Consider the following 23,302-nt stretch of genomic DNA (forward strand, 5'->3'; position numbering starts at 1 on the left):
GGTAGGGCACGAGTCCCGGATAACCGCTCCATACCGATGCGCGAAAGTTCAGAACCTTTTCCGTGTGGGAGCGTCTTACTCAGAGCAGTAGGCAATAGGTCGGGTTCGAGTTTCAGCTATGGAGGTCCAGACGTGACGGGGAAGACCCACCCGGCGGTGACGCGTCGGTTCGGCATCGGACTGGTGGCGCTCGCGCTCGTCGCGACCGCCTGTACGTCCGGCGACGCCGAGACGCAGAGCAACGGCGATGCCGTTGACGCCGAACCGGCCGAGCTCAGCATCACGCCGGAGACCGGTGCCGAGGAGATCGCCCCCAACACCCCCATCCGGGTCAGCGCCGAGCACGGGGTCATCACCGACGTCCAGGTCGACCAGGTCGTGGTCAGTGAGGCCGCGGTCGGGGGCGAGGAGAGCGACGACGACGGCGACCTCTACGCCATGACCGGCACCCTCAACGAGGACGAGACCGAGTGGGTCAGCGACTGGAACCTGCGCCCCGGCTCGGAGATCGTGGTGACCGCCACGGCCGAGAACGGGTCCGGTGAGGAGACGGAGTTCAGCGCCGAGTTCACCACTCACGACGCGGTTCCCGGTCAGCGTCTCGAACTCGTCTCCAACTTCCCCAGCTCCGGTGACACCGTTGGTGTCGGTATGCCCGTGGTGATCAACTTCGACCTGCCGGTCAGCAACAAGGCGCAGGTGGAGAACTCCATGAACGTCGTCGCCGAACAGGAGGTCGCCGGCGCCTGGAACTGGGTCACCGACCAGATGGCGGTCTTCCGGCCCGAGCAGTACTGGGAGGCGTACCAGGAGGTCACCGTCGACCTGAACCTCGCCGGGGTCGAGGCCTCCGAGGGTGTCTTCGGTGTGCGCAACTACCAGATCAACTTCGAGATCGGCCGCGAGCTCATCGCGACCATGCACGTGCCCGACCACGAGATGGTCATCGAGATCGACGGCGAAGAGGACCGCGTCATCGAGGTGAGCAACGGGGCGGCCAACCGTCGCTTCGACACCACCACCACCGGTGTCCACGTGCTGATGGAGCGCTACACGCAGCTGACCATGGACTCGGCGACCGTCGGCATCCCCGAGGACGCCCCCGGCTCCTACCGGGTGGACGTGAACTACGCGGTGCGCACCTCCAACAGCGGCGAGTTCGTGCACGAGATGTCGGCCAACGGCAACATCGGTTCGGCCAACACCTCCAACGGCTGCACCAACATGCGCTACGACGACGCCAAGTGGTTCTTCGACAACACCCTGATGGGTGACATCCTCGACACCACCGGCACCGACCGCGAGTTCGAGTGGGACAACGGCTGGGGCTACTGGCAGAAGTCCTGGGACGAGTGGCTCGAGGGCAGTGAGACCAGCGAGCCGCAGATGACCAGCTACGGCACGCCCGGCTCCGTGCACGGCGAGGACCTGTGACCCTCAGGTAGCGGGCACGGTCCGGGGCACGTAGGCCCGGAACGAACGCGAGGGGCGTCACGGTGCGAACAGCACCGCGGCGCCCCTTTCCGCTGCCCGCTGGTCCTCGGGGCCGCACGCTCAGATCTGGGTGTCCCCGGTATCCCCGGTGTTCCCGGTGGCTGCGGGGACGCCGCCACCGGCCACCGAGGCACTCAGCTTCGCCACGATGGCGTCGATCACCAGCTCGGTGACGGCGGCCATGTCCACGGCCTCCGGGTCCAGCAGCCACTGCACCTGGAGTCCGTCCATGGTGGCGAGCACCGCGGCGGCCGCGGAGCGGGCGGGGGAGTGACCGCTCGGGCCCGGGGTGCTCGCGGCCGTTCGGTGCTCGGGGCCGATCCGGTCCAGGACCGCGTCCTCGACCTCCTGGCGCAGCACCGTGTAGCGCTCACGGAACCACTCCTGGGCGGGGTGTTCGGCGGTGGCGCTCTCGGCGGACAACACCGCGTACAGCTGGGTGGTCCCGGGGCGTTCGGCGTTGCGCTGGGCGGTGGTGACCAGGTGGTCGAGCATGCCGCTGCCCTCAGGGGCGGGTTCGTTGTCGTCGCGCAGCTCCAGCACCGCGGTGAGCAGGTCGGTCTTGGACCCGAAGTGGTGCAGGACCCCCGCCGGGGTGATGTCGAGCATCGCCGCGATGTCGGCCAGCGAGGTGTTGTTGAAGCCCTGGGCGGAGAACACGTCGGCCGCGGTGCGCAGGATCCGCTCGCGCCGGTTCACCCGCTTGCGCGGGGTGCGCTCGGGGGCCCGACCCTCGTCGGAACGCGTCTGCGCGGGGCTCGTCTCGCTCATTCCTGCTCTCCACTTCCTCGTACCGCACGGGTACTCCGGGCAGGTGGCTCGGGGGTTCGCGCCCGGTTGGCCACCACGCTATCGAGACTTCCCGATCCTCTCTTGCTTAATGAATATTCAGTAACTGTCCTCTTGGTAGACGAAACGCAGACCAGGCGGCTGGGGGCATGAACCTTTCCGCATCCCCGCAGAGGGCCGGGCGGCGCCTTCCTGCCCGTCCGCGCCGGGCCCTCACCCGAGCTCTTCGGAGGTCCCCTCGCGCACAGCCGCTTCTCCCCTACCTCACGCTCGCAGGCCGCACAGGGGATCGACACAGGTGATCCGGGTGCGCCCGACCAACAGCACCGGGCGGTCATCGTCCACGGAGAGAACATGGACGGGCTCCCAGTCCCAGGGGTTCTCAGGGGTGGGGATGTACGGGAGGACGTCCGGGTGGAGGAGTTCCGCGCTCTCCCAGCTGGAACATTCGGGGTCGGCACAGGCCAGGAAGGTCAGCATCCGGCTCTCCTCGTCCACGAACGCCCTACGGGGATGCGCACCGGCCTCGCCCGGCGGCGCGTCTTCGATGAGCCGCGGGGGCTTGTCACGGTCCAGCCGTTCGGTGGTCACGCCCGGGGCCGCGTACGGGTTGGCCCGGAGGGCGCCGCCACCTGCCAGCGGTACCAGGACGAGCACGGCGAGCAGGGCTACGGCAGCCGTCGGACGGCGGTGGGGCGCCTCTGTGGTGGCGCCACGGTCGTCCAGGTGGTCGGCGATCCAGTCGCTGTCGGACAGGCCGTCGATCGGCACCGGACCGGACCGGGTCCACAGTGACTGGGCGGTCAGCAGGAGCACGGGCAGCGGGGCGAGGAAGAGCACCAGCAGGATCTTGAGGCCGAGCGCGGCCCCGAGGGCGGGGCCGGTTCCGGCCACCGTCTCAGCCATGCGCTCCCCGATCTCCTGGGGCAGCAGGAGCAGAGCGGCCAGCGGGACCAGGCACAGCACGTGCGCGATCCGGCGGCGACGGCACAGCAGCCAGGCCGCGCCGATCCCCTCGGCCAGGGTCAGACCGCGGAGGAGGGCGAGGGGCATCCCGATGAGGAGGGGCGTCAGCGCCAGCAGCATCGCCAGCCCAACCAGCAGCCAGGACACTCCGCCCGCGAGCCCCAGGGAGAGGTCCTGGGAGAGGGAGACCAGCACCGCGAAACCCATCCCGCCGGTGAACAGGGAGAGGGGCGCGTACGCCAGCACCACCACCGTCCAGATCAGCAGCAGGGGGAGACGGCGCAGCACGCTCCGGACCACCGCGCGGGCGGTGAGTCGGCGGCCGAGCAGCAGGGCCGCCGTGACCAGAGCTCCGGCGGCCAACCCGAACACCCAGCCCACGAGAGTCAGCGCACCCGCGGGCCAGCCCGGGGGCAGTTGGAGGATGCCCAGCGTGAGTGAGTCGTCGAAGCCGGGCGGCACCGGTGGCGCCAGCACCTCGCCGTCGACCACACGGGCGCCTTCGGTCTCCTGGAAGCCGTAGTAGGCGCTGAGCGCCTGGCCGGGGAGGAGGGGCAGGGCGGTGGCCGCGAGCAGGGCGATCGGGTGCCGGGCGTAGAGGGACAGCGGGAGCCACAGGACGGCGCCGAAGGTTCTGGGCAGCCTGGGGTCCACGGCGGGGGAGTCGGGCACGGATCCTCGGTGGGGCAGGGGGTTCGGGGCAGGGGGATCCGGGAGCAGGGGGCCGCGGCCAGACTACTGGCGGCTTTCGGGGGTGCTCCGACGGGCACAGCGGTCCGCGCAGCGCGAGGCAGGGGGCGCTGGTCAGCCTGCACCTGGCCAACCTTCCCGAGGACGGGCCCAGCGGGGTCCTGTGGGGGCACCTCGCCTCGGCGGAGGACCCGGAGAGCTACGGCGTCCTGCCCTGGTAGCCCCGTAGTCCTCGAACCGAACCAGGAGGCGCGGGGCCGCTGTGCCCCGCGCCGCTGACGTTCACCAGGCGCGGACCCCGCCGACCGGGGCGGGCAGGCGCTCCTGGAGCCAGGTCCAGGTGCCGTCGTTCTCGGTGAACCGGCGCTGGACGCGTTCGACGTCGTCTATCGGGTTGCTGAACACCTCGCGCCAGTCGCCGGCGGCGCGTTCCTCCAGGTAGAGGCTGCTCGCGTCGGTGCGCATCCGCACCGCCTGGAGGGTGCGGGAGGAGCCGTCGTTCAGCTGAATGCGGTAGTAGGCCATGGGATTCCCCTGGGTGTCGTCCTGGAAAGTGAGGACGGTGGAGTCCGGAACACGCGCGTTCGACGAAGCTGGAGGATCTGTCTCCCCGAAACGGCGGGACCTCGCTGGTCGGGCCGCGGGTTCGGTGGCCCAAGCGCCACTCGGGCGGGAAACAGGTGCGGGTGCCGGGGCACCGTGCTGTCCGCGTTCTCGGACTCTACTCCGGCAGGGGTGAACACGTAGGGTAAACAAGGGAATCCGAAGTGAAATCAGGGAGAACGCTCCCCGACCCACTCCGGATCCCCTGTGGAGAAGCCCGTCTAGAAGCCCTGTGTGGAAGTCCCGTTCAGCCGTCCTGCTCGGAGAGCCTGGCCCTGGCCTCCATCAGGGCGAAGCCGAGCAGGTTGCGCCCGCGCCACAGGTGCGGGCGTTCGGCGTTCTCGTTCTCCTTGCCGATCCCGATCCCCCACACCCGGTCGCGCGGGCTGGCCTCGACCAGGACGCGCTCGCCGGTATCGAGCAGGAAGGCGCGCAGGTCCTCGTTCTGACCGAACTTGGCGACGTTGCCCCGGACGGCGATCTCGAAGCGCTCCCGCTCCCAGGCCTCCTCGTCGAAGCCGCGGACCTCGCGGCCGATTTCCTTGGCGTCACGCGGGTGACCTGCGGCGAGGATACGTTCTTCGGCTTCGGTGTCCCCGAACAGCCGCGCCTTCCCGGCCATCATGAAGTGTTCGGCGGTGGGGTAGACGGTCCCGTCCACGGTGAAGTCGGCGGGCCACCACTGGGACAGGCAGCTGGCCGAAACCCCGTCGGGTGGTGGCTGGTGCCCCCAGAAGTGCAGGTACTTGATCCGTCCGTCGATCCGGAGCAGATCCTCCACGGTCCTCGCGTCGGCAGGGTTTCGTGTGCCTGTCATGATCGGGAGTTTCCCAGAACCCCATGGTGTTCCGGTAGCCCTTTTCCCGGGTTTCTCGTGTTCACGGGCTTCTGGTCGGGTTCCGTTGGCGGGTGGACCCTGATGAACGGCTCCGACTGGACCAGTGGTGGGTCCGCAGCTGCGTCCGGCGAGTACGGGAACGCCCGGGGCAGAGCGGGGCGCGTCGTAGTAGCGTTGCGGAAAGCCCCAGAATCCTTAGGTCAGCGGGGTTGCCGTTCGCGGTGGCGCCGATGTTCGGCGGAGCGTCCTCCCCGTGTGCGTATGCCGTCCGGGGGCGGCTCCGGGCGGGCCGGGCCACCAGACCAGTCGGTCGGCTCGCGGGCTCACGCGGGGGCGTGGTTCGTGTGCGGAAACGACACAATTGAACGCTCAAGTACTTCAGGGGGGCTCGGGTCCGATGGCCGAGACACGCTGGCTCGACGACGGAGAGCAGCAGGCCTGGCGTGCCTTCCTGATGGCCGTCAACCTGATGGACGGGGCGCTGGACCGCCAGCTCAGACACGACTCCGGGCTGCCGCACGCGTACTACCAGATCCTGGCGATGCTCTCCGAGGCGCCCGGGCGCGAACTGACGATGACCCGGCTGGCCCGCCTGCTGCGCTCCTCGCCGAGCCGGCTCTCGCACGCGGCCGCACGGCTGGAGGGCGACGGGCTGATCCGCCGCTTCAAACGGCCGGAGAACCGGCGCACCACGATCGTCGAGATCACGCCCGCGGGGATGAAGGTCCTGCAGGCGGCTGCCCCGGGGCACGTGCACGAGGTGCGCCGGGTCCTGTTCGACACGCTCAGCAGTGAGCAGGTGGGGCAGCTGCGCGAGATCTCCGAGTCCATGCTGTCCGCGCTCGACCCCCAGGGCGAGGAGCCCAGGTACGCGGACCCGGACACGGCCGACGTCCGGGACTGAGCGGCGTTCTGTTGTCTGCCCTGGCCGGGGCGGATGCGGGTCTTACCCAAATCTCACGGAACTCTCACCTGTCCACGTTATGTGTCCGGGCGGATACGTACTAACATGTTGCTTCCCTGGAAAAGGTTGCGCTCTCAAGTTTTGGAACCGCACGCCCGAGAGGTCCGCCTGCTTCCGGGGGTACCCGCTCACAGAAACAGGAACCACCATGACCGAATCGCTCAGACTCAGGATCAGTGACCTCACCGCCCTGCTCGCCAGGGTCGTCGTCGGGGTCGTCTTCATCGCCCACGGGCTGCCCAAGGCCACCGACCTCAACGGCACCGCCCAGGGCTTCGAGGCGATGGGCATACCCTTCCCGCAGTTCTCCGCCCTCCTGGGCGCTGCCATCGAGGTGGGCGCGGGTATCGCGCTCATCATCGGCTTCGCGCTGCCCCTCGCCGGGCTGGCCCTCGCCTTCATGATGGGCGGGGCGTACTTCTTCGTCCACGTCGGCGACCCCCTGGTCGGCGGCTTCGAGCTGCCCCTGGTCCTCGCCGCCGCCGCTCTGGCGTTGGGCTTCTCCGGCGGGCGCTACTCGGTGGACCGGCTGCTGCCCTGGGGCCGCGTCCGCCAGGAGAGCAGGACCTCGGAGTCCGTACCGGCCTGACCCGCCCGGACTGATTCGGCGTCCGTCCTGACCAGGGGCCCGGGAAGTCACGCTGGTCGGGGCTCGCACCGCTGACGCGGCCGCCCACCCATGGTGTTGGGCGGCCGTTCGTGTTTTCCGAGGTGCTGTTGTTTCTCCAGTTTATCTATGCGGTGATCTGTAGTCTTAAGTGAAAGTCATCGCCTTTCGGCTTGTGTAGTGCTGATTGTCTCTTTCGGTGTAAAAAATGTAGGTTCGCGGAGCCCTGGTTTTTTGGTGATGATCGGTAGAATGTGGCCGAAACGAACAGTCGCGTTGTCAGTGGGGCTGTGTTTCACGGGACCGCCCCCTGTGTTCCGGCCCCCGTTAGTCGGTTGAACGGGAGCTCGTTGATTGGACAGGTACAACGTGTCCACGGACTGGCAGTTGAGAATGGTCGACCGGGACGGCCAGGGTTTGTGGGGCGCCGCGGTCGTGGTGTCTCCGAAACACGCGATCACCTGCGCGCACGTCGTCAACAGCGCGGTCCGGGCTGACGGAGGGAGCGCTCCGGGGCCCGGCAGCACAGTCCACCTGCGTCGCCCCGGTCAGCCGGAAGTGATCACCGGCACCGTGCTGGAGGACGGTTGGTGGTCGGAGGACCGCGCACCCTGGGACGTGGCCGTACTGCGCCTGGACCGCGACCCCGGTGTCCGGCCCGTTTCGTTCAACCGGGTGGGGGCCTTCCGCACCCGCGGCGAGCGGGTGAGCGTGCTGGGGTTCGTCAACGCCGAACACGGCAGGTGGGCCACCGCACGACTGCGGCGCCGCGGCGGCCCCAGGAGCGAGTACGTCCAGTTCGACACCGAACCGGGCAGCGTCGTCCGTATCGAGGGAGGGTTCAGCGGCGGCGGGGTGATCGAACCGCACAACAACGAGCTCCTGGGCATCGTCTGCGCGGCTTCGTCCGAGGGGCGGGTCGGCTGGATGATCCCCACCGAGGAGATCCCGCCCGTGTGGCGGCCGGGACCCGGCCCCGGTCCCCCCAAGGTCGGGCCAGCCCGGCCCGACCTGATCCATCGGCTCTCGTTGTTCGCGGCCGAACTGGACACGATCTCCTCACCCGTCGCGCGCCGCGCCTTCCACCGAGCGCTCGACCAGCGCCTGCGCAGCCGGATCCCCTCCGATCAGCCGGACCAGCTCTACGCGGAGGAGCTGGTCCTGCGGGCACACCGGGACTTCGGGATCCTGCAGGAGGTTCTCGACCAGCTCGACATGCGGGAGGACGGCGGTGTCCGCATGCGCGCCGTCTGGGACGCGGCCCGGCCCCTGCTGGGAGAGGAGGAGTGAGCGAGGGCGTGCCCGAAGGCCTACCCGGGGGCCACGAGCTCCCTCCCGAGCTGCGCTCGCGCATCGTGGAGGCCCTGTGCGAGATCGACAACCTCGCTGAGGAGCGGGGGCAGGCGACCCTCCTCCGCTACCTCTCGACCAGAACCCGCAACCGGGTACGGACGGGAGCGGCTGAGGTCTTCGCTGAAAGCATGGTCGATCACTGCGCCCGGAACTACTCCTTCCTCGAGCTGAGCCGGTGGCTGCCCGCTCGCGAGTCCGGTTCCCGGCCCGCACTGGCGGTGGTGGAACTGGTGCGCCCCTTCGTGGCGGCCGAGGAGAACGAGACTCTCGCCCACCAGCTCCCCGGATCCACCTGGCCCGATCTGGACGAGGTACGCCAGCAGCTCAGCCGCATCCCCTGTGAGGGCCGGATCAGGGCCGTCTACGAGCAGGTGAGAGGGGGGTTAGTCGCCCAGGGGAGGCTGCCCGCGCCGAATACCGCGTGGGAGGCCCTGGTCGCGCTCGCCGAGTTCACCGCGCGGGACGGCATCCCCCCGGTGCTGATCATGTGTACCCAGCTGTCCCGCGACCACCCCGAGCTGTCTTGCGCCGCGCTGCTTTCGGCCTGGGGGGAGCCCACCCGCTGGCGGCCTCCCTCCGACCCCCCGACCTCCGTGGACGGCCCGGCCCGTCTGATCGTGTGGGTCAGCTCCGGAGCCCGCCGGGACCGCTACGAACTGGAGAGCTGGGCGGTGCTCCGCCAACGCGGTGACGGCCTACCGGAGTTCTGGGCCCACTGGGTCGACCGGGAGGTCGCCAGCGGTGAGATCGCGCGGAGGATAGGGGAGCGACTGGATCTGGTGGAGGAAGAGGCACGGATCCTCCGGCACACCGGGCTACGGGTGGAACTGGTCGTCGGACTGGACCTGATGTCCGCCCTGCGGGTGGAGTCCTGGCAGAACGAGGGGTCGGGGGACCGGCCCGCGCTCGGCGATCGGGCCGAGCTGGTCTACCGGGCCGCGGAGGTGACGGACCACCGGTTCGAGGCCGTGGGGAAGATTCGCCAGCTCACACGGGAGCGGTGGGAATCTCTCGAACAACGGGGAAACGCGAATGTGGTTGACCTCTTCCACGCGGGGGATATGGATGAGATACTGCTCCACAGACGATTGGGAAATGAAGATATCATCTGCCTTTCTGTTCCGAGTGGGCTCAAACATCCGGTTAAGCATGTTCTTCGTGCGCTTGGTGTTGGGGTTCCGGTTGTTGTGTGGCATTGCGGAGCACGAGAAGGGTCGATTGGAGACTGGCTGAATCCGGTGCGGTTGGAAGGAGAGGTGACTTTGACGGCGAAGCAGGTGTACGGCTTGCCCAAAGTCCTCTTCGACTGTCGGACCGGAGCCGGGTCCACCGAGGCGAGCGTGTACATCGAGAACCCCTCCGACGTGGCCATGATGTTCCATGACCAACTGCCCGTGCGCCCGCCCCGGCCGTCCCAGATATCCCCCGACAGCATCCTCTAGCCACCGCCCGGCGCTTTGAAGGACAGTCCATGAGCACAGAACCAGGGGCGACCGACTCCGCTCGGGAGGTGCCGGAGTGGTGGATCTTCCACGGAACCGGCCAGCCGCGCGGCCACCTCGACCTGGCGTCACAGTTACCGCCCCCACCCCCCTGGCGGACCTACTCCGGCACCCCCGACCCGGCCCCACCGCCCCCTGACGAGGACAGCGGCCGCTACCTCGGCCCGGCTCGCTCCCTGGGGTTCGCGGTACCGCTCGGCCCCAACCGCCTTCAGTTACTGGACAAGGTGAACGCCGCCATCCACCTGCGGCGCCCCCTGCTGCTCGTGGGCCCGCCCGGGGTCGGCAAGTCCAGCCTGGCCCACCAGATCGCCCGGGAACTGAAACTGGGCCGCCTGCTGCGCTGGGCGGTCACCAGCAGGGCCACCGCGGCGGACGGGCTGTACACCTACGACCCGCTCACCCAGATCCACGACCTCAACCTGGAGAACACCAGGAACAGGACGCGCGGCCTCACTGACCTCCGCTACTCGAAAGAGGCAACCCGGACCGGCGCGGAGACCGAGGCGCACCTGAGCAGCAGCGCCAAGTCCATCGGCCGCTATCTGACCCTCGGCCCGCTGGGCACCGCCTTCCTCCCCCGCAAACTCCCCCGCGTCCTACTGATCGACGACTTCGACCTCGGCGACTTCGACCTCTCCGGCGACCTCCTCGACCTGTTCGAGAACGGCGGCTACCGGATCCCCGAACTGGCCCGACTGGCCAACGTGGCCGAGTCGATCGAGGTCGGCACCGACGACCCCGGGCGGCGAGTTGAGGTCCCGGGCGGCGAGGTCCTCTGCTCGGCCTTTCCGATCATCGTGCTGACCTGCAACACCGACCGGGACCTCCCGCCAGCCTTTCTGCGCCGTTGCATCCCGGTGCGGGTCGGCATGCCGGACGAGTCCGAACTGATGGCCGCCGTCGCCGGACACTTCCGGGGCACCCCGCCCACCGGCACCCGGGAACTGATCACCCGCTTCCTGGAGGCGGGCCGCGACGGGGACCGACTGGCCCTGGACCAACTCCTGAACGCGGTCTACCTGCTCTCCGAGACCACACAGCAGCAAGCGGGCCCGACGAGCGACCAAGTGGACCACCTGGCCGAACTCCTGTGGCACCGGCTCACGGACAACCCTGAATGAGTGAGGGGGCTTTCCCGGTGCCTCCGGGTGGTCGGGTGGACGGCAGCCGAACGGGCATCCCGTTCGGTGACCTGGGCCTGTCCGCGACCGACCTGGCCGACGCCCTCTACCTCGCCGCCGTGATGAAACGCCGCACCGACGCCGCACCCACGCGCTACGTGCCCCGGTATCACGCACCCGACACCGAACCGCTGCCGGAGGAGCCCGGGGGGCTCTGGTCCCCGGCCGCCGACAGCGCCCGGGGCGTCGGCGGTGGAGCCGTGGGCGGGAGATGGATCGAGACCGACGGTGACGGGGTTGTCGACGGGGACGCCACCGGCCCGGACGCCGCGGGCGCGACGGTTCAGGACGCCCCTTTCCTCAGCGAGGGGGCCGGCCTGCGGCGGGGATCTTCGGCGCTCTCCAGGCAGACGGGACAGTCAGGGGCGCCGGAACAGTCCGAACTGGAGACGGCCTTCGCCCAGCCCGTACTCCAGGACCGGCAGCGCTTGCTCTCCGCCCTCAGCCCCTTCAATCTCAGAACCCCGCAGGGTCCGGCCGACCAGATCGACCCGGAGGGCACAGCCCGCAACTACGCCCGCGCGCTCCTGGACAGCCTCCAGTGGGACGAACGGGAACGTGAGTCCGCGGGGGTTCCGATCGTTCCGGCCACCCGCCGCCGACGCCTGCGTTCCGTGCGGCTGACCGTGCTCGTCGACGACGGCGTCTCCATGCTCTTCCAGCAGGGGGTGGCCAGCGCCTTCGGCCGGATGCTCCAGGACAGCGGGGTCTTCCGTGAGGTGCGTCGGCTGTACTTCGACTCCGAGCGCACGGGTGAGCCCCGGTTGGTGGATTCCCGGGGGCGGGTCCGCCGGATTCCCGGACCGGAGGAGCCCGGGCCTCGGATCACCCTGGTCCTGACCGGCGGACTCGGTACCGCCTGGGGCGACCGGGAGTTCCAGTCCTGGCTCGCGGACCTGGGCACCCGGAGCGCGGTCGCGGTCGTGCACCTGCTGCAGCCGCAGGTGTGGCGGCGCGGCACCCTGCGCACCGTCCCCACCGAGATCCGGATGTCCTGGCCCGCGGCTCCGGGCGCACCCAACCGCGGCTACCTGCGTGAACGTACGATCACCGAGGTCGGCGAGGAGGAGGCGCCCTACGGAACCCTCATCCCGGTCCTGCCGCTGTGGCCCGGGGCGCTGCACGACTGGGCCTCGTTCGTGATGTTCCGGAGCAGGTCCCGACTGTGGGTGCACACGGCCGAGTTCCCGGCCCGGGAGCAGCCGCACGCATCGCCCCCCGACCCACCCGAGGACGCCCAGGGCGGCGACACGGTCGGACTCGCGGAGTCCGACTGGGCGCGGGAGGTGCGCCGCTTCCAGCAGAGCGTCAGCCCCGAGGCCTTCGACCTGGCTGTGGCCCTGGCCGCGGTACCGCTCCACCCGCGCATGGTGAAGGCGGTCTGCGCGGACGTCCTGGGCGGAGCCTCTCCCTCCGAACTCACGGAGGTGTTCTTCAGCGGCCTGATCCGTCAGGTGGAGGAGCCCGGTACGGGCGGGGGTGTTGAAGGCAGGTGGCGCCCGCGTGAGGCCCGGTGGGAGTTCCGTGAGGGCGTCCGGCGCGAGCTGCTACTGCTCGGCGGACGGGTGCCCGAGGTGCTCCGGATGCTGTGGTTGGCCGCGGAGCACCTGCGCGACCTCGACCCGTGGTTCGAGGAGCTTCCCCTGCTGCTGCTCGGACGCAGACCGGAGAACCCGCGCCGGACCCCCATGTCGCGTTATTGGATGAATTCGATGTCCGATGCGTTGGATTCTGTATCCATATCCAGTTTCCGATTCGAATCGGCCAATATCACCACAGAACTTACCGAGGCCCAGCAGGAACACGAACACCACCCTCCCCGTTCCACCGCCAGGGCAACGGCCCCCCGCGAGTTTGGTCTAGACTCGCAATCGTCCGGGTCTGCGCATGAGGATTCTGCGGATGTTCCCTTGAGGGCGCGTCCCAGAACGGCCCCGGGGAGCACGGAGGGAAGCCCGGAAAATCCCGAGAGCCAGTTTGGTGGGGAAAACATGACAGATTCTCTCGCTTCGGCCTCCAGGCCCACCGAGCTTGCCGGTCGGTCCTCGGCGGGAGGGCGCCCGCGGGCCGCGACCTGGGTCCAGGTCCCGCACCGCAACGCCTCCTTCGTGGGGCGTGAGGGACTGCTGAACTCACTTCGCGAACAGCTCCTTCGGGATCAGCAGCAGGTCATCACCGCTCTTCGTGGCATGTCCGGTGTCGGCAAGACGGAGATGGCGAAGGAGTACCTCTATCGTAACGCCGCCGAGTACGATTTGATTTGCTGGATTCCAGCCCAGCACATCAACCAGGTTCGTAATTCCTTCGCGCACATAGCGGCCAGCTTCGGTATCGGTAGTGCCGGCGCTGACAATGAGTACATTGTCAGCGAGGTGCTGGAGGCCCTGCGTCAGGGAAATCGTTTTCGCCGTTGGCTCCTCATCTACGACAATGCGCAGTCCCGGGCGGAAATCCAGAGATTTCTTCCTGTCGGGGGCGAGGGGCACGTGATCATCACTTCTCGGGATGGAAGCTGGGAGCTTCCAGGGGGCTACGGCTCCATGTCCATCCGGGAGTTCGACCGGGATGAGAGCATCCAGCTGCTGCGCAGGCGCGGTCCCCGGTCGCTCACCGCTAGCGAGGCCGAACAGCTGGCCGAGGAGCTCGGTGACCTGCCCCTGGCGCTCAACCAGGCGGCGGTCTGGCTGCACGAGAGCGGTATGTCCGCAGCCGACTACCTCGAACAGTTCGCCCGCAAGAAAGAGGAGATGATCCGTCTCCTGGAGCCGGAGGACCCGGACTACCAGGTCCCGGTGGCGGCGGCCTGGAACGTCTCCCTGGACCGGCTGGCGGTGACCAACCCGGGTGCCCTGCGACTGCTCCAGCTCTGCTCCTTCCTGGCGGCGTCACCCATCCCCAAGTACGTCTTCGAGTTCGCCCGGGGGATCGTGGGGCCACCGGAACTGGTGGAGGTGCTGGAAGACCCCACCAGGCTGAACATCGCGATCCGTGCGATCGGCCGCAACAGCCTCGCGCACATCGACCACCAGCAGAACAGCATCTCCCTGCACCGACTGGTCCAGGTGGCGGTGCGGGCCCCGATGACCCCTGAGGAGAGGGTCGTGCTCCAGCACTGCGCCCACCAGCTCCTGGGTCGCGCCGGTCCTCGGGGCGATGTCGCCGATGGCAGCCCCCGCTACGCCGACCTGCTTCCGCACGTGTGGGCCTCCGAGGCCTGGGACTGCGAGGACCCGTGGATGCGTCGGGTGGTCATCACGCTCTGCTGGACCGGTGTGGTGCGCGGCCAGGCCCAGGAGATCATCAACCTGTGCCAGGTCACCTACGACACCTGGCAGCGGACGCTCGGTGACCGGCACCCCGACACCCTCTCCATGGCGGTTCAGCTCTCCCGTGCCCTTCAGCGGCTGGGACGTCTGACCGAGGCACGGGAACTGTGCGGGGACACCCTGGCGACCATGCGTGAGGTCATGGGAGACGACGACCCGGAGGTCATGGAGGCCGAACGCGAGAACATTCGCAACCTGTGGCTGGCCGGGCGCTTCCACGACGGACTGATCGAGGCCACAGCCAGCCTGGACCGACGGATCCGTCTGTTCGGTGAGGACGATCCGTGGACCCTCATGATGGCCCGTGTGGTGGCCTTCAACGAACAGCTCACCGGTTTTCCGGACCGTGCCGTGCGCAGGTACGAGGAAGCGCTGCGGCGGTTCGAGATCGTTCAGGGGCACGAACACATCAGGACTCTGGGTACCGTCAACGGTTACGCCGAGGCGCTCATGGAGGACGGGCGCTATCAGGAGGCCGAGCGGGTCCAGGCCGACCTGGTGGAGCGCTGCCAGGTGCTGTGGGACGAGGACGACGTCCAGCTGCTGATCAACATCGCCGCCTGGTCGGTGATGCTGCGCCGGGCCGGACACCACCAGGAGGCCTACGAGCAGTCCAGGTACGCCTGGGAACGCGTCGTGGCACTCCAGGGGCGAGGCAGCAGTCAAGCGCTGTACATCGCCATGGTGCACGCCCGGTCACTACGGACGATCGACCGCTTCGACGAGGCGCTCAAACTGGCGGAGGACGTGGCCGACCCCTACACGCGGCTCCTGGGGGAGCGCCACCCGTACGTGGCCGCCGCCAACGTGAACCGAGCTCTCATCATGCGTCGCCTCAACCGGCCAGCGGAGGCACTGGTACTGGACAGTTCGGCCCTGGAACTGATGTCCACGACGATCGGTAACGACCACCCGAATACCTTGGCCTGCCGGGTCAACCTGGCCAACAACCATTTCATGCTGGGGGAGGTCGGGACCGCTCGGGAGATGGACGAGCAGGCTCTGACCGCCTGCCGGACCAAGCTGGGGGAGAGGCACCCCCTGACCCTGCTGGCCGAGCGCAACCACCTGCTCAGCCGCAAGGGCCTGGGCGAGGACGTGGCCGAGGAGTATGCGGCCGTCCGACAGAAGTACCAGGACGTCATGGGGCCGCAGCACCCGTCCACCCGCACCCTGGACGACGAGGTGCGCGGGGACGCTGACATCTACGTCAGCCTGGTCTGACTTTTGGAATGCGCGGTCCGGGGGGCACCCGGGCCGCGCGGACCACCGCTCACCCGCCCATCACATGCTGGAGCAGAGCTGTCCACTCGCACGGGCCAAACCCCAGCGTGGTGTCGTTTGGCCGGCTGGAGTCCCGTAACCTGACCTCCCCGCTGTCCCGCAGCGCGGTTTCGACGCAGTTTCCCTGGTCCGCGCTGTAGCTCGACTTCCGCCATCGGCCGAGGTCCGTTCCCAGCCCCTTCACCTGAGCCCCCGTCTGGCTCGTCCGTGCAGTTCTGCGTCACCCACGCGTCGGCCTCGATTCTTCCGCTGCCACCATTGATGCTCCTGTTTCCCATGGTCCCTTGAATAAGTGAGGGTCGGCGCTGTCCCACTTATGTATTGTGCTGATAGCAGGTCCTGCTTGTACATCCCCACGAGGGTGTTATTCATGTCGACCGCATCCGGTCCGTGTGGGCGGAGGGGTTCATAAACGGAGAGGAGATGTACGTTTCAAGTTTGACGCACCCGGGGAGCTGCCGTCGAGATCTGAGGCTGAATGAAGAGTTGCCGGTTCCGTGTTGGCGAAAGCGCCCTCGATGCCGTGGGAGTCAGGGGTCGAAACACCTATGCGGATGTGCTCAGGTTTCCGTGAACCCTGGCGGGAGCGGAAACAGGGCAGGTCCAGAAAGGTCAAAGCGGCCTTCGGCTTGAAACGCTGACGTTGTTCGGGGGCCACGGGCGCCTGGTCGCTGGCCGCTGAGTCCTTGGTGGCAGCATGGATGAAAATGAAACCCATGGGTACCGCTGGGTTGCGTGGCAGAACTGATATTTTTCACTAATATTCAGGAAGAACATCTGTCCCACTGGTCACATGTTTCCCTGTGCTTGCATGAAATCCCATGCTGGGGCGAGGAGGTTGTCATATCGGAGAGCTGAGAACTGTGTCGGATGGCGAGCCCTGGGAGGGCGGGTCAGGCCGGTTTTGGCGGAAAGGAAGTCGCGTGATCTGGGAACGGTGGAAGTGGCTGCTGGGCCATACCCTTCCAGGGAACGCATGAGAGTGAAGAGAAGGATGGCCCATGGAGGGTCCGGAGGTTCGAAACAGTGCGGGTGACGCGAGGGACAACTCGGTCGTGACCCAGAGCGGGCAGATCCATCACCTGACCCAGAACATCTATCATCAGGGCTCTCCGAGAGGGGAGGGTCTCCTCGGCCGCCTCGGAGGGAGCCTGGGCATCGGCCGGGGGCTGGCGCTCAACCAGGCTGTGGCCTGGCTGCACGAGAGCGGTATGGCCGCGTCGGAGTACCTGGACCGGCTCGCCTCCGACAGAGGCGCTGTGCTCGCACTGTTGGCACCGGAGGATCCGGAGTACCAGGTCGCGGTGATGGCGGCTTGGAACATGCCAGTGGACCGGCTGGCGGTGAGTGATCCGGGGCCATGCGGTTGCTGCAACTGTGCTCGCTCCTTGCGCCCAGTCCCATCCCCGCCTTCATGTTCAGCCCTGAGGTGAGGTTGTCCGGGCCGCCTGAACTGATGAGGTTGCTGGAGGACCGGACCAGACTGAACATGGCCATCCGGTCATTGACGCGCGACAGCCTGGCCCGGTTCGACCGTAAGACGGAGAGGGTCTCGGTACACCCTCTACTGGCGGCCACCGTGCTGCACACGATGAGCTCGGAAGAACGGAGTTTCCTGGCCGAGTGCGCCTCAGGTATGCAGGCGTATTCCGAAGTGGTTCGCGGTGAGGACCGCCGCCTGCCGAGAGCCTGAGCGCGTGGCCTCGGGGCTGGGGACGCTGAACTCTGCCTACTATGTCTAGCCATGCGTATTCTCGTGGTCGAGGACGATGACCGGGTGGCCCGCGGGTTGGTGACCGCGCTCCGGGCGGCCTCCTTTGACGTGCAGCGGGTGGCCACGGCCGAGCGGGCGCTTTCGGCGCCGGCGGCCGATGTGGTCCTGCTCGACCTCGGGTTGCCCGACGCCGACGGGATCGACCTGTTGCGCAAGCTCCGGCAGCGGCCGCAGACGGCGATCATCGCGGTGACCGCGCGGAGCGAGGAGCGGGACCGGGTGCGCGGGTTGCGGGCGGGTGCCGATGATTACGTGGTCAAGCCCTTCGGCGTCGCCGAGTTGCTCGCGCGGATCGAAGCGGTACTGCGGCGGACGCGGTCGGCGCGTGCCGAACCCGAGCGGGAGGACCCGCCGTTGCGGGTCGGGCCGCTCACGCTCGACGTCAACTCCCGGGAAGCGCGGGTGGAGGGCGAACCGCTCCCGTTGACGCGCAAGGAGTTCGATCTGCTGCGTCTGCTGGTGGAGCGTGCGCCCAGGGTGGTGGCCCGGGACCAGATCCTCGACCAGGTGTGGGGCGCCGCGTGGGAGGCCTCCTCGCGGACCCTGGACACCCATATCGCCTCGCTGCGCGCCAAGGTCGGTGCGGTGCCGCGGATCCGTACGGTGCGCGGGGTCGGCTACATGCTCGACGAGGTCTGAGCCGTGCTGCGGCGGCTCCTGACGATCCTGCTGCCGGTCGCCTTCGTGCTGGTCGTGGCGGTGCTGGCACCGCTGGGGGCGGTCATCGCCCAGCAGCAGACCCAGCAGGTCTACGTCGACCGCCTCGCTGACGCGGGGCGGTTCGCGGCACTGGCCCGCACCGCTCTGGAGACCGACCGGGGCAACGCCCTCACCCAGGAGATGGCCCGGTACGAGCAGCTCTACGGCATCCCCGCCGTCGTGGTCGCCCCCGACGGAAGAGTGGTGGCGGGCTCGGGCGACCGTCCCCGGATGCGGGAGGTGGTCGCCGAGGCGGCCGAGACCGGTGGGATCACCGCGGCCCTGGCCGGGGAGCGCCCGGAACCGCCGACCACGGTGTGGCCCTGGGAGTCGGCGCCGCTGGTCGTCGCCGAACCCATCGGTCGGGACAGCGAGGTCGCCGGTGTCGTGGTGCTCGTCTCGCCCACCGACGAGCTGGCAGGGGCCATCCTCGGCACGTGGGGGTGGATGGCGCTGTTCAGTACCCTGCCGTTGGCTCTCCTGGTGTCCGCGTCCATGCCGCTGTCCCGCTGGGTCCTGCAGCCGATCCGCCGACTGGACGAGGCGACCACGGCGGTGACCTCGGGTGACCTGGACGTCCGTGTGGACGCCGAGAGCGGTCCGCCGGAGCTGCGCCGGCTCACGGACTCCTTCAACACGATGGTGGAGGTGGTGCGCCGCGCCCTGGAGCGGCAGCGTTCGTTCGTCTCCGAGGCCTCCCACCAGCTCCGCAACCCGTTGGCCAGCCTGCGGCTCTCGGTGGAGAACCTTGCGCCCTACCTGAAGAGCCCGCAGGCGCGGGAGGCGCACGAGGTGGCGATCGACGAGACCACCGTCATGCACCGCATGCTGAACTCGCTGCTGGCCGCGACCCGGCTGGAGAGCGTGACCGGTTCCGAAGTGGTCGAGGTCGCCGGGCTGGTCGACACCCGGGTGGCGCGCTGGAAGGCGCTGGGTGAGTCCCGCGGTATCGAGGTGACCACGGACCTGCCCGACCACGTGTGGGCGCACGCCCCCGCGGGCGGGTTGGGCAGCATCCTCGACGAGCTGGTCAGCAACGCCCTGCGGCTGTCCGGCGGCACCCGGATCGAGGTGCGCGCCGAGGACGGTGAACAGGTGCGGATCGGGGTGCTCGACGACGGTGTGGGGTTGCCGGAGGAGGAGCGGGAGCTGGCCCTGGGCCGCTTCTGGCGTTCGCCCAGCCACCAGAACACCGAGGGCACCGGGCTGGGGTTGGCGATCGTCGCCGACCTGGTGCGGGAGTCCGGCGGGCGGCTCACCCTGGGCGACGGTCTGGCCCAGGACGGCAGACGCGGGTTCGGTGTGGTGATCACCCTGCCCCCGGCGGATCCTCCGGCCCTTGAGGAGGGCTCGGAGGACGACTGAACCGCCTGGGGCGACTCAGCCCGGTGGCGGGGTGTCGGACCCCTGAGAGGCGGGTTTGTTGTCCCGGTACCAGCTCTCCGCGCCCGGGTGCAGGGGTACGACGCCGGTGGAGATGCCGGTGCGCACGTTGATCTGCGCTGCCTCCGGCCGCTGTTCGGCCACCCGGGAGGCGCCCGTGTACACGCTGTCGGTCACCACGTAGACGAGGTCGTCGGGCAGGTCGTTGCGGCACAGGAGCAGGTTCGGTATGGACATCGTGGGGCAGGCCGCGATACCTGTGTACGTCGTGGCGGGGATGGTCGCCGGGAAGTACGCCTCGGGGTAGACGGATGCCATCTGGTCGGCGGTTTCGGCCAGGTCGACCAGGCGCAGCGCACGGAGTTCGGCGAGTTCGGCGATGGCGGGCGTGGGCAGGCCGGTCAGGGAGAACATCGCGTCGATCTCACCGGAGTCCAGGGCCTGGGCGGAGTCGGCCTGGTCGAGCCTGACCACCTCGGGCCGAACACCGGTGACGTCGATGATCTCGTCGACGGTGAACTCGGTGCCGGAGTTGACGGCGCCGATCGACACCCTCCGGCCCTCCAGGTCAGCCAGCCGCCGGACCGGGGACTCCTGGGTCACGACCAGGTGCACGAAGCTGTCGTAGAGTCGGCCCACCGCGCTGACCATCGATCCCGGGGCGGCGACGTCGGTGTCCAGGCTGGAGTCGAGGCTGGACAGCCCGAGGTGGGCTTCGCCCGCGTCCAGGAGGATCAGGTTGTCGTGGGAGGCTCCGGTCTCCACGGTGACGACCTCTTGGTCGGGCATCCGTTCGTCGAGTAGTCGGGCCAGCTCCCCGCCGATCTCCCGGTAGACGGCTCCCGGCGGCCCGGTGGCGATCACGATCCGGCTGAGCCCGGGGGCGGGGCTGCGTGTGCAACCGCCCACGACGACCGAGGTGAGGGCTCCGGCGGCGCCCAGGAGGGCGGCCCGTCTGGTGGGTCCTGTCGGTCGCATACTCGCAGCTTAGACGCGGTGAGGCGTGGGTTGAGCGGACGAACCCACATCACCTTGTGTCCCGTGACATATACCGAACGTGGCTCTATGTCAGAGGAATCCCAAGAAATGGAGAGTTACTTTGCGCACACCACCCTGTGAGCTCACCATCTGTGGGGTCAGGACGTAATCCGGAGGTAATCCCGCGGCAACGCGCGGGTCGCACCTCCGAAGACGGGCGCCTCGCGGAATCGGCGCGCAACGGAGGAGGAACCCATGGCGACCCCGCAGGGAGTCGACGCCCCCGACACGTCGTCGGTCAAACGCGAGGAGAGGTCCTCGCACGTCATGACCCGCGGCCGGATCGTCGGCCTCGCCCTGGGCCCGGTGCTCGCCCTGGTGATCTACCTCCTCATGCCGGAGATGCCGCTGCCGCTCGGTGACGGCGAGACCGAGGAGGTCCTGTCGGTCAACGGAGCGGTGGTCGCGGCGATCACCGCCTGGATCGCCACCTGGTGGGCGACCGAGGCGATCCCGATCCCGGTGACCTCACTGCTTCCGCTGGTGCTCTTCCCCCTCATGGTGGACGGCACGGCCATCGGCGACGTGGCCCCCTCCTACGGATCCGACACGATCTTCCTCTTCATGGGCGGCTTCATGCTCGCCCTGGCCATGCAGAAGTGGAACCTCCACAAGCGCATCGCCCTCACGATCGTCTCCAGGGTCGGATCGAACACGGTCGGCCTGATCGGTGGCTTCATGATCGCCACCGGCTTCATCTCCATGTGGGTGTCCAACACCGCCACAGCCGTGATGATGCTGCCGGTCGGCCTCTCCGTCATCGCGCTGATCGCCCAGTTCCGGGGCGGCCGCACGGACGCGAACTTCGCCACCGCCCTCATGCTGGGCATCGCCTACGCCGCCTCCATCGGCTCCGTCTCCACCCTCATCGGAACCCCGCCCAACGTCCTGATGGTCGGCTACCTCAACGACATCCACGACATCCAGATCGGCTTCGGCCAGTGGATGATGGCCGGCGTGCCGCTGGCGGTCATCTTCATGCTCATCGCGTGGTTCGTGCTCACCCGCCTCTTCAAGCCGTCCATCAGGAAGGTCGAGGGGGCACAGGAGCTCATCCGCGACGAGCTCGACCAGATGGGGCGGATGTCCCGCGGTGAGAAGCTGGTCCTCGCGATCTTCGCCTTCGCCGCGCTGTCCTGGATCTTCGTCCCGATGATCGCCGACATCGAGCGGGTGGCCTCCGTCGCGCCGTGGCTCGGCAGTGTGAGCGACGCCGGCATCGCGATGACCGTCGCCGTCCTGCTCTTCGTCATCCCGGTGGACAAGAGGACCCAGCTGCTCGACTGGGACACCGCGGTCAAGCTCCCCTGGGGCGTCCTGCTGCTCTTCGGCGGCGGCCTGGCCATCTCCGCCCAGTTCACCAACTCCGGCCTGAGCTCCTGGATCGGCGGGCAGGTCTCCTTCCTGTCTGGCGTGCCCGTCTGGGTGCTGATCATGGCTGTCGCCGCACTCGTCCTCTTCCTCACCGAGCTCACCAGCAACACGGCCACGGCGGCGACCTTCCTGCCGATCATGGGCGGTGTGGCGATGGGTATGGACGTCGACGTCCTCGCCCTGGTGGTCCCGGTCGCGCTCGCCGCCACCATGGCCTTCATGCTCCCGGTGGCGACCCCGCCGAACGCGATCGCCTTCGGCTCGGGCTACGTCAAGATCGGCGAGATGATCAGAGGCGGAGTGTGGCTCAACCTGGCCGCCCTCCTGTGCGTCTTGGCCACCATGTACGGGCTGATGACCTGGGCCCTGGGGATCTCCCTGTAGGCCCACCGACCACGGGCCGCGCGAAGTAGAGAGCGGGCGGCCCCTTCCCCGGGACGGCGTTTCACCTCTCCCGAACGCCGTCCCGGCACTCCCACGGGCGCTCCTCCCGGTTCCGTCATCGTTCACCGGAACCAGGAGGGGCGCCCTGTTCGTGCGCCCGGGGGACGGCGCCCCGGTGTGAGCTCCCGGCCAGGCGCGAAACACACCGAAACACAGGGAAACCCAGGCTTCACCGCGCGACAGGGTTCGTGAAACACGGGCTTCCTAGCGTCTGGGCCCATGGACACACCGATGTATACACGGCCGACCGGCGCCGAGGAGGGCACCCTCTCCCGACGCGACCGTGTCTACGCCCTGATGCGTGAGGAGGTCCTGAGCGGCCGCGTCACTCCGCACACCCGCCTGGGCGAGGTCCGCCTCGCCGAACGCTTCGGGGTCTCCCGCACCCCCGTCCGCGAGGCCCTGGCCCGACTCCACTCCGACGGCCTGGTCGAGCGCCGAGACAACGGCTTCTACGTGGCCGTCCCCAACCTCGCCGAGCTGCGCGACCTCTACGAGCTCCGGGTCGCCCTCGAACTGCGCGGGATCGCCCGTGCCATAGAGGACCGGACCATCCGGCACGACCCGCGGATCCTGGTCGCCGAACTGGAGCGCTGGGAGAAGCTGAGCGCCGATCCCCCCGAACCCGACCCCTCGTTCGTCCTCCTCGACGAGGAGTTCCACGCCGCCCTGTCCCGGGCCTCCGGCAACGGCGCCCTCACCGAGTCCCTGATCTCGGTCAACCAGCGGATCCGCCGCGTGCGCATGTACGACTTCCTCACCGAGGACCGGATCACCTCGACCATCAGCGAGCACCTCCAGATCGTCGAGCACCTGCGCGCCGACGAACTCGACGCCGCCTACCGCGCTCTGCACGAGCACGTCGGCGCGTCCATGGAGGTCGTCCTGGAACGCGCCCAGCGCGCCCTGGTCCAGATGGCGCTGCACTCCGACCTCTACTGAACCCCCGCGCCCTCCACCCCTCGCGATCCCGACCGCCAGCCTCAGCCT

The 23,302-nt window shown here is 68.6% G+C and carries 18 protein-coding genes; 12 read left to right on the forward strand and 6 right to left on the reverse strand.

Going from position 1 to position 23,302, the window contains the following annotated elements; genetic code table 11:
• Window positions 1-132 precede the first annotated feature (132 nt).
• Complete coding sequence (locus NE857_RS02715) at window positions 133-1,434, forward strand: L,D-transpeptidase (RefSeq protein WP_254419638.1); 1,302 nt, start codon at window positions 133-135, stop codon at window positions 1,432-1,434.
• Window positions 1,435-1,554: 120 nt separating this feature from the next.
• On the opposite strand, the gene NE857_RS02720 is transcribed toward NE857_RS02715, so the two are convergent.
• The 4 genes from NE857_RS02720 to ybiA all read right to left on the reverse strand — a co-directional run bounded on the left by NE857_RS02720 (window position 1,555) and on the right by ybiA (window position 5,359).
• Window positions 1,555-2,265, reverse strand: a complete 711-nt coding sequence (locus tag NE857_RS02720) for a TetR/AcrR family transcriptional regulator (protein ID WP_254419639.1) — start codon at window positions 2,263-2,265, stop codon at window positions 1,555-1,557.
• 282 nt (window positions 2,266-2,547) lie between these two features.
• The gene (locus NE857_RS02725; protein ID WP_254419640.1) at window positions 2,548-3,921 is read right to left on the reverse strand and encodes an MFS transporter; all 1,374 of its coding nucleotides are present in this window, start codon (window positions 3,919-3,921) and stop codon (window positions 2,548-2,550) included.
• Between the two features lie 300 nt (window positions 3,922-4,221).
• Window positions 4,222-4,464, reverse strand: coding sequence for a hypothetical protein (locus NE857_RS02730; RefSeq protein WP_017579081.1), 243 nt, complete (start codon window positions 4,462-4,464; stop codon window positions 4,222-4,224).
• Window positions 4,465-4,789: 325 nt separating this feature from the next.
• Window positions 4,790-5,359 (reverse strand): riboflavin biosynthesis intermediates N-glycosidase, encoded by a 570-nt coding sequence (ybiA, locus tag NE857_RS02735; RefSeq protein WP_254419641.1) that lies wholly within the window; start codon window positions 5,357-5,359, stop codon window positions 4,790-4,792.
• A 418-nt stretch (window positions 5,360-5,777) separates the two neighbouring features.
• Here ybiA and NE857_RS02740 point away from each other — a divergent pair, with 418 nt between their 5' ends.
• The 6 genes from NE857_RS02740 to fxsT all read left to right on the forward strand — a co-directional run bounded on the left by NE857_RS02740 (window position 5,778) and on the right by fxsT (window position 15,540).
• A complete protein-coding gene (locus NE857_RS02740; RefSeq protein WP_254419642.1) occupies window positions 5,778-6,284 on the forward strand; it encodes a MarR family winged helix-turn-helix transcriptional regulator in 507 nt (168 codons plus the stop codon).
• A gap of 208 nt (window positions 6,285-6,492) precedes the next feature.
• Window positions 6,493-6,933, forward strand: coding sequence for a DoxX family protein (locus NE857_RS02745; RefSeq protein WP_254419643.1), 441 nt, complete (start codon window positions 6,493-6,495; stop codon window positions 6,931-6,933).
• A 372-nt stretch (window positions 6,934-7,305) separates the two neighbouring features.
• Window positions 7,306-8,241 carry a trypsin-like peptidase domain-containing protein gene (locus NE857_RS02750; protein ID WP_254419644.1) on the forward strand — a complete coding sequence of 312 codons (936 nt, stop codon included), beginning with the start codon at window positions 7,306-7,308 and terminating at the stop codon, window positions 8,239-8,241.
• Window positions 8,238-9,746, forward strand: coding sequence for a hypothetical protein (locus tag NE857_RS02755; RefSeq protein WP_254419645.1), 1,509 nt, complete (start codon window positions 8,238-8,240; stop codon window positions 9,744-9,746). The genes NE857_RS02750 and NE857_RS02755 overlap by 4 nt, the downstream gene beginning before the upstream one ends.
• Before the next feature lie 29 nt (window positions 9,747-9,775).
• Window positions 9,776-10,930 carry an AAA family ATPase gene (locus NE857_RS02760; RefSeq protein WP_254419646.1) on the forward strand — a complete coding sequence of 385 codons (1,155 nt, stop codon included), beginning with the start codon at window positions 9,776-9,778 and terminating at the stop codon, window positions 10,928-10,930.
• Between the two features lie 35 nt (window positions 10,931-10,965).
• Window positions 10,966-15,540: an FxSxx-COOH system tetratricopeptide repeat protein gene (gene fxsT, locus NE857_RS02765; RefSeq protein ID WP_254419647.1), complete on the forward strand. Its 4,575-nt coding sequence runs from the start codon at window positions 10,966-10,968 to the stop codon at window positions 15,538-15,540.
• 49 nt (window positions 15,541-15,589) lie between these two features.
• Here fxsT and NE857_RS02770 read toward each other — a convergent pair whose 3' ends face one another.
• Window positions 15,590-15,784: a DUF397 domain-containing protein gene (locus NE857_RS02770; RefSeq protein ID WP_254419648.1), complete on the reverse strand. Its 195-nt coding sequence runs from the start codon at window positions 15,782-15,784 to the stop codon at window positions 15,590-15,592.
• Window positions 15,785-16,960: 1,176 nt separating this feature from the next.
• On the opposite strand from NE857_RS02770, the gene NE857_RS34660 reads away from it, so the two are divergent.
• The 3 genes from NE857_RS34660 to NE857_RS02780 are packed head-to-tail and all read left to right on the forward strand — an operon-like array spanning window position 16,961 to window position 19,438.
• Window positions 16,961-17,293, forward strand: coding sequence for a DUF7779 domain-containing protein (locus NE857_RS34660; RefSeq protein ID WP_435873519.1), 333 nt, complete (start codon window positions 16,961-16,963; stop codon window positions 17,291-17,293).
• A 51-nt stretch (window positions 17,294-17,344) separates the two neighbouring features.
• Window positions 17,345-18,013 carry a response regulator transcription factor gene (locus NE857_RS02775; RefSeq protein WP_254419649.1) on the forward strand — a complete coding sequence of 223 codons (669 nt, stop codon included), beginning with the start codon at window positions 17,345-17,347 and terminating at the stop codon, window positions 18,011-18,013.
• Between the two features lie 3 nt (window positions 18,014-18,016).
• Window positions 18,017-19,438, forward strand: a complete 1,422-nt coding sequence (locus NE857_RS02780; protein WP_184367484.1) for a sensor histidine kinase — start codon at window positions 18,017-18,019, stop codon at window positions 19,436-19,438.
• A 15-nt stretch (window positions 19,439-19,453) separates the two neighbouring features.
• Here the strand turns inward: NE857_RS02780 and NE857_RS02785 are convergent, their stop codons facing one another.
• Window positions 19,454-20,434, reverse strand: a complete 981-nt coding sequence (locus tag NE857_RS02785) for a TAXI family TRAP transporter solute-binding subunit (RefSeq protein ID WP_184367487.1) — start codon at window positions 20,432-20,434, stop codon at window positions 19,454-19,456.
• 255 nt (window positions 20,435-20,689) lie between these two features.
• On the opposite strand from NE857_RS02785, the gene NE857_RS02790 reads away from it, so the two are divergent.
• Complete coding sequence (locus NE857_RS02790; RefSeq protein WP_184367506.1) at window positions 20,690-22,252, forward strand: SLC13 family permease; 1,563 nt, start codon at window positions 20,690-20,692, stop codon at window positions 22,250-22,252.
• 279 nt (window positions 22,253-22,531) lie between these two features.
• Window positions 22,532-23,254 (forward strand): GntR family transcriptional regulator, encoded by a 723-nt coding sequence (locus NE857_RS02795; RefSeq protein WP_254419650.1) that lies wholly within the window; start codon window positions 22,532-22,534, stop codon window positions 23,252-23,254.
• The last annotated feature ends 48 nt before the right edge of the window (window positions 23,255-23,302 follow it).

This window comes from Nocardiopsis exhalans, assembly GCF_024134545.1.
GTDB classification, from domain to species: Bacteria; Actinomycetota; Actinomycetes; order Streptosporangiales; family Streptosporangiaceae; genus Nocardiopsis; species Nocardiopsis exhalans.